This is a genomic window from Streptomyces sp. NRRL F-5650 (genome assembly GCF_000721365.1).
Taxonomy (GTDB): domain Bacteria; phylum Actinomycetota; class Actinomycetes; order Streptomycetales; family Streptomycetaceae; genus Streptomyces; species Streptomyces ardesiacus.
This window is the reverse complement of the sequence record NZ_JOGV01000098.1, coordinates 1-5,989: the sequence shown is the minus strand read 5'-3', so window position 1 is coordinate 5,989 and position 5,989 is coordinate 1. Positions and strand designations below refer to the sequence as shown.

2 protein-coding genes are annotated in these 5,989 nt (G+C 73.7%); both read right to left on the bottom strand.

The genetic code is table 11. The features are described 5' to 3' along the window. Positions 1 to 1,003, bottom strand: a 1,003-nt coding sequence (locus IG88_RS0137375; RefSeq protein ID WP_199807551.1) for a polyketide synthase, incomplete at its 3' end; no start/stop codon positions are given. After that, the coding region (locus IG88_RS0137370) for an SDR family NAD(P)-dependent oxidoreductase (RefSeq protein ID WP_037837542.1) at positions 996 to 5,989 on the bottom strand (4,994 nt) is incomplete at its 5' end. The genes IG88_RS0137370 and IG88_RS0137375, both read right to left, overlap by 8 nt.

Genomic DNA, 5,989 nt, shown 5'->3' with positions numbered 1-5,989 from the left:
CATCCGCCAACGCCGCCCGAATCACCCCCTGCTGCGCCGGCCCACTCGGCGCCGTCAACCCGTTCGACGCCCCGTCCTGATTCACCGCCGAACCCCGGACGACGGCCAGCACCGGGTGCCCGTTGCGGCGGGCGTCGCCGAGCCGCTCCAGCAGCAGCACACCCACCCCTTCGGCCCAGCCGGTCCCGTCGGCCCCGTCCGCGAAGGGCTTGCACCGGCCGTCGGGGGACAACGCGCGCTGCCGGGAGAACTCCACGAAGATCTCGTTCGTCGCCATCACCAGCGCACCGCCCGCCAGCGCGAGCGAGGACTCCCCCGCCCGCAGTGACCGTACCGCCAGGTGCAGGGCGACCAGCGACGACGAACACGCGGTGTCCACCGACATCGCGGGTCCGGTGAGCCCGAGGTGGTAGGCCACCCGGCCGGAGGCGACGCTCATCGCGCTGCCCTGCATCAGGTAGCCCTCGAGCTCGTTCTTCTCTCCCTCCAGGAACCGCGCCCCGTACTCGGACGAACTCATTCCGGTGAATACGCCGACCTTGGTGCCGTGCACGTCGGCGGGGACGATGCCGGCCCGTTCGAAGACCTCCCACGACGTCTCCAGCAGCAGCCGCTGCTGCGGGTCCATCGCCAGCGCCTCCCGGGGGCCGATGCCGAAGAACTCCGGGTCGAAGGCGTCCGCGTCGGTCAGGAACCCGCCGTGCCGCACGTACGAGCCGCCGACGGTCTCGGGGTCGGGGTCGTACACGTCGCGCCACCCGCGGTCCCGTGGGAACTCGCCCACCGCGTCCACCCCCGCGCGCACCATCTCCCACAGCTGTTCGGGCGACGTCACCCCGCCGGGGTAGCGGCACGCCATGGCCACCACCGCGATCGGCTCGGAGCGCTCCGCCTTCAGGGCCTCGTTCTCCTGCCTGAGCCGGTCGCGCTCCGCCAGCACCACGCGCAGCGCCCGCTCGACCCGCTCCGCGGCACGATTGGTGGCATCACTCATGTCACTCATCCCCCTCGTTCAGAGCCAGGTCGACCAGTGCGTCCAGGTCCAGGGCGGTCAGTTCGACCGTGTCCCCGGCCGCGCCCGGGGCCGGGGCGGGGGCGGTTCGGGACGGGTCGGCACAGGCCAGGATCGGTTCCAGCAGTCCCGCGCCGCGCAGCCTGTCGATCGGGACGCTGCGCAGCAGCGCACGTATCTCCTCGTCGTCCGCGTCACCGGGACCCGTGGCCGGACGGAGCCGCTCCAGCAGGTACCGCCCCATCTCACGTGGTGTCGGGTGGTTGAAGACCAGGGTGGACGGCAGGCGCAGCCCGGTGGCCGAGCCGAGCCGGTTGCACAGTTCGACGGCGGTGAGCGAGTCGAAGCCCAGGTGGGTGAATGCCTGGTCCATGTCGACGGCCGCACCCGACGGGTGTCCGAGCACGATGGTGACCTGTTCGCGGAGCCAGGCGAGTACGGCCGTCTCGGCCTCCTCGCCGGACAGCGCGGCCAGCCCGGCGGGCAGGCCGAGCGGGCCGCCGGTGTCCGCGCCGGCCGGGTCGCGGCGCGGACGACCGCCGTCGACGAGGTCGCGCAGCGGCGCCGGCAGCTCGTCACCGGTGCCGGCGCGCAGCGTGGGGATGTCCATGCGGGCCGGGAGGAGTACCGGTTTGCCGGCCGCGCGTGCCGCGTCGAAGAGTGCCAGCGCTTCGTCGGTCGGCATCGGGGCGATGCCCAGCCGGCGGGCCCGGGAGACGTCGGCGCCGTTCAGGTCCTCGGTCATGCCGGTGCTCTGCTCCCACCAGCCCCAGCACAGTGAGGCACCCACCAGGCCGGCCGCCCGGCGTTGCGCTGCCAGGCCGTCCAGGAAGGCGTTGGCCGCTGCGTAGTTGGCCTGTCCGGCGGTGCCCAGCGTGCCGGCGAGCGCGGAGAACAGGACGAACGCGGAAAGGTTGTGTCCCCGGGTCAGTTCGTGCAGGTTGATCGCGCCGCCGGCCTTGGCGCGCAGCACCCGTTCGAGGCTCTCCCCGGTCAGCGACTCGACGGTGCCGTCATCGAGCCCGCCCGCCGCGTGGACGACCGCCGTCAGCGGGTACTCGGGGGGCATGTCCGCGAGCACGTCCGCCAGCGCCGCCCGGTCCGCGACGTCGCACGCCACGGCCCTGACGAGCGCACCGGCCCGTGTCAGCTCGGCGACGAGACCGGCGGCACCCGGGGCCGCCGCTCCCCGGCGGCTCACCAGCACCAGGCTGCGTACACCGTGCTCGGTGACGAGGTGCCGTGCGACGAGCGAGCCGACGCCCCCGGTGCCGCCCGTGACCAGTACCGTCCCGCCGCCGAAGCCGTCGCCCGTGTCGAGGACCAGTTTCCCGGTGTGCCGGCCCTGGCTCATCTCGCGGAACGCCCTGCGCGCGTCGCGGACGTTCCACACGGTGAGCGGGAGGCGCGACACCCGCCCGTCGGCGAACAGTTCCATGACGGCCAGGAAGATCTCGTGGAGCGTGTCGAGACCGGCCTCGTAGAGGTCGAATGCCCGGTAGACCACTCCCGGGTGGCTCGCGGCGACCTGCTGGGGGTCGCGGATGTCGGTCTTGCCCATCTCGATGAAGTCGCCGCCCGACGGCAGCAGCGTCATCGAGGCGTCGACGAACTCGTGGGTGAGGGAGTTCAGCACGACGTCGACGCCGCGGCCGTCGGACGTGTCCAGGAACTTCCCGGCGAACTCCAGGTCGCGGGACGATGCCAGGTGCTCGTCGTCGAGACCCAGCGCGCGCAGGGCCGGCCACTTGGCCGGACTCGCGGTGGCGTAGACCTCGGCGCCGACGTGCCGGGCGAGGTGCACGGCGGCCATGCCGACGCCTCCCGCGGCGGCGTGGACGAGTATCCGCTGGCCCTTCTCCAGTTTCGCCAGGTGGAAGAGCGCGTAGTGGGCGGTGATGTAGACACCGGGTACGGACGCGGCCTCGGCGTAGCTCCACCCGTCGGGAACGGGCATGAGCATGCGCTGGTCCGCCACGGCCACCGGGCCGAAGGCGCCGGAGAAGCTGCCCATCACCCGGTCGCCCGGCGCGAACCGCGTCACGTCGGGGGCGACCTCCGTCACCGTTCCGGCGCCCTCACTGCCGAGCCCGTCGTCGATGGCCGTGCGCTCCACCAGCCCCAGGGCGATCGTGACGTCCCGGAAGTTGAGCCCCGCGGCGTGCACGGCGACGCGTACCTGGCCGCTCCCCAGGGGCGCTTCCACCTCCGGACAGGCGACCCATGTCACGTTCTCCAGCGTCCCGCGGACGGGGATGCCCAGCCGGTGCGCACCCGCCGCCGGTGGATCGATGCGGTGGGGCGCGGGGCCGCTCTGCACCATCCGGGGGACGAGCAACGTCCCGTTGCGCAGGGCGAGTTGGCTCTCGTCCGCGGCGAGGGCGGCCGGCAGGCGTGCCCAGGACGACTCCTCGTCGTCGATGTCCAGCAGCCGGAACCTGCCGGGGTGCTCGCTCTGCGCGGACCGGATCAGGCCCCACACCGAGGCGCCGGGGAGGCTGTCGACGCCTTCCCCGTCGGTGTCGACGGCCCGACGGGTGAGCACCACCAGCGTGGTGTCCGCCAGCCGCTCCTCACCGAGGAACCGCTGGACCTGGTCCAGGACGCGGGCGCCGGTGCCCCCGACCGCGCCGAGCAGGCCGGTGTCGGTGTGCACGAGGTCGTCCAGGCACAGGACGAGGTCACGGGGTGGTTCCTGGCGCAGGACGTCTTCGACGGACGCGTGGAACACGACGCCGTCGCCGACGGCGGCCAGGCGCGAGGCGGCGCCCCGTTCCTCGCCGAGAACGGAGAACCGGCGGCGGCCGGTCTCCCGCCCGCTCTCCTGGAGCGGGCGCCACGCCAGCTCGAACAGCGATCGCTCGGGCCCGCCGCGCACCGTGCGCAGGTGCTCGGGGCTCACCGGCCGGAACGCCAGGGCGCCGACGCGGGCGACCTCGTGGCCCTGCTCGTCGGCGATCGTCACGGACACGACGCCGTCGTCACCGGCGGGCGAGATCCGCAGTCGCACGCTCGGACCGCACTCCGCGACCAGGTCCACCGCGGACCACGAGAAGGGCAGCCACGTCTGCCCCCCGGCCACGTCGAGGCCGCCACCGGCCACCACCGCGTGCAGTGCGGCGTCGATCAGGGCCGGATGCAGGGCGAACCGGGCGTCGGCAGGGCCGTCGGCGACGGCGGGGGGCAGCGTGGCCAGGGCGAAGAGATCACCGTCGCGGCGCCATACGTCCCTCAGCCCGCGGAAGGCGGGACCGTACGCGAAGCCGAGGTGCGCGAAGCGTTCGTAGAGATCGCCGATGCCGAGCCGCTCGGCCCCGGCCGGCGGCCACTCGGCGAGCGCGGGTGTCCGGTCGGTCCCCCCGGCCGTCCTCGGCGTCAGGGTCCCGGTCGCGTGCCTGGTCCAGCCGTCCGCCGTCCCCCCGTCCCCGTCCCCGTCCCCGTTCTCGTCCTCGTCACGACGTGAGTACACGTCGATGGAGCGCCGGCCCCCGTCGTCCGCCGCGCCGACGACCACCCGTACCAGCAGGCCGCCGGAGTCCGGAACGACCAGGGGGACTTCCAGGGACAGTTCCTCGACGGCGGCGCATCCGACCGCGGCGCCGGCGGACAGCGCCATGTCCAGGTGGGCCGTCGCCGGCAGGACGGCCGAGCCGAACACCAGGTGATCGGCCAGCCAGTCGTGGGTCGGCAGGGACCACCGGCCGGTGAACACCACCTCGCCGGTGCCCGGGTGGTCCACCGCGGCGCCGAGCAGCGGGTGTCCGGGGGCCGACAGGCCCACCGAGGTCACGGTCCCGGTGTCCGTCCCGGCGAGGAAGTCCAGCCAGTACCGCTCCCGTTGGAAGGCGTAGGTCGGGAGGTCCACCTGCTGCCGCGTCCCGATCAAGGCGCCCCAGTCCACGGTCCCGCCCCGGACGTGCAGCCGGGCGAGGGCGCCGAGCAGCGCCCGCACCTGACCTCGGCCCTGCCGGGCCGGCGAGAGGACCACGGCGCCGTCCACGCCCGCGGCGGCGAGAGCGTCCTCGGTGGTGCTCGCGAGTGCCGATCCCGGCCCGGCGTCGACGAAGACGGTCGCGCCCGCGGTACGGGCGCACTCCACCGCGTCGTGGAACCGGACGGGTTCGCGGACGTGACGCACCCAGTGCTCGACGGAGGTCAGCTCCTCGACCGCGGCCGGGCGGCCCGTTCTGGTGGAGATGACGGGTATCACCATCTCGCCCGCCGTGAGCGGGCCGAGCGTACCGGCGAACTCGTCCAGGACCGGTCGCATCAGGGGCGAGTGGAACGCGTGGTCGACCTTGAGCGGTTTCACGGGGGTGCCGAGGGCGACGAGCCGATCCCGGAGTTCGTACACCTCGCCGCGGGCGCCCGAGACGACGACCGACTCCGGCCCGTTGACCGCGGCGACGTCGACGTGTTCGTACGGGTGGAGCAGCGTCCGCACGGTGTCCTCGGCGGCGCGCACGGCCAGCATGGCGCCTCGCTCGGTGACCTTCCGCATGGCCCGTCCGCGAGCGGCCACGAGCATGGCCGCGCCGTCCAGGTCGATCGCTCCCGACACGTGCGCGGCGGCGATCTCGCCGACGGAGTGGCCGATCAGGTGGTTCGGTGGCGGGCAGTACTGCGCCATCAGCCGGTACTGGGCCACCTGGAGCGCGAACAGCGCGGGCTGCGCCATGTCGGTCCGGTCGGCCGGGCTTTCCTCGTTCTCGCCGGCGAGCAGCAGCGGCTTCAGCTCGAACGGGAGCAGCGGATCGAGGCGTGCGCAGGTCTCGTCGATGCTGTGCGCGAAGACGGGGAAGGTCTCGTAGAGCTCCCGGCCCATCCCCATCCAGCGGGGCCCTTGGCCCGGAAACACGAGTGCTGTGCTGCCGAGGCCGCCTGCCGTGCCGCGCACCACGCGTGCCGATTCCGCGCCGGTGGCCAGGGCCTCCAGACCGTCGAGCAGTTCCTCCCGGCCACGCCCCAGCACCACCG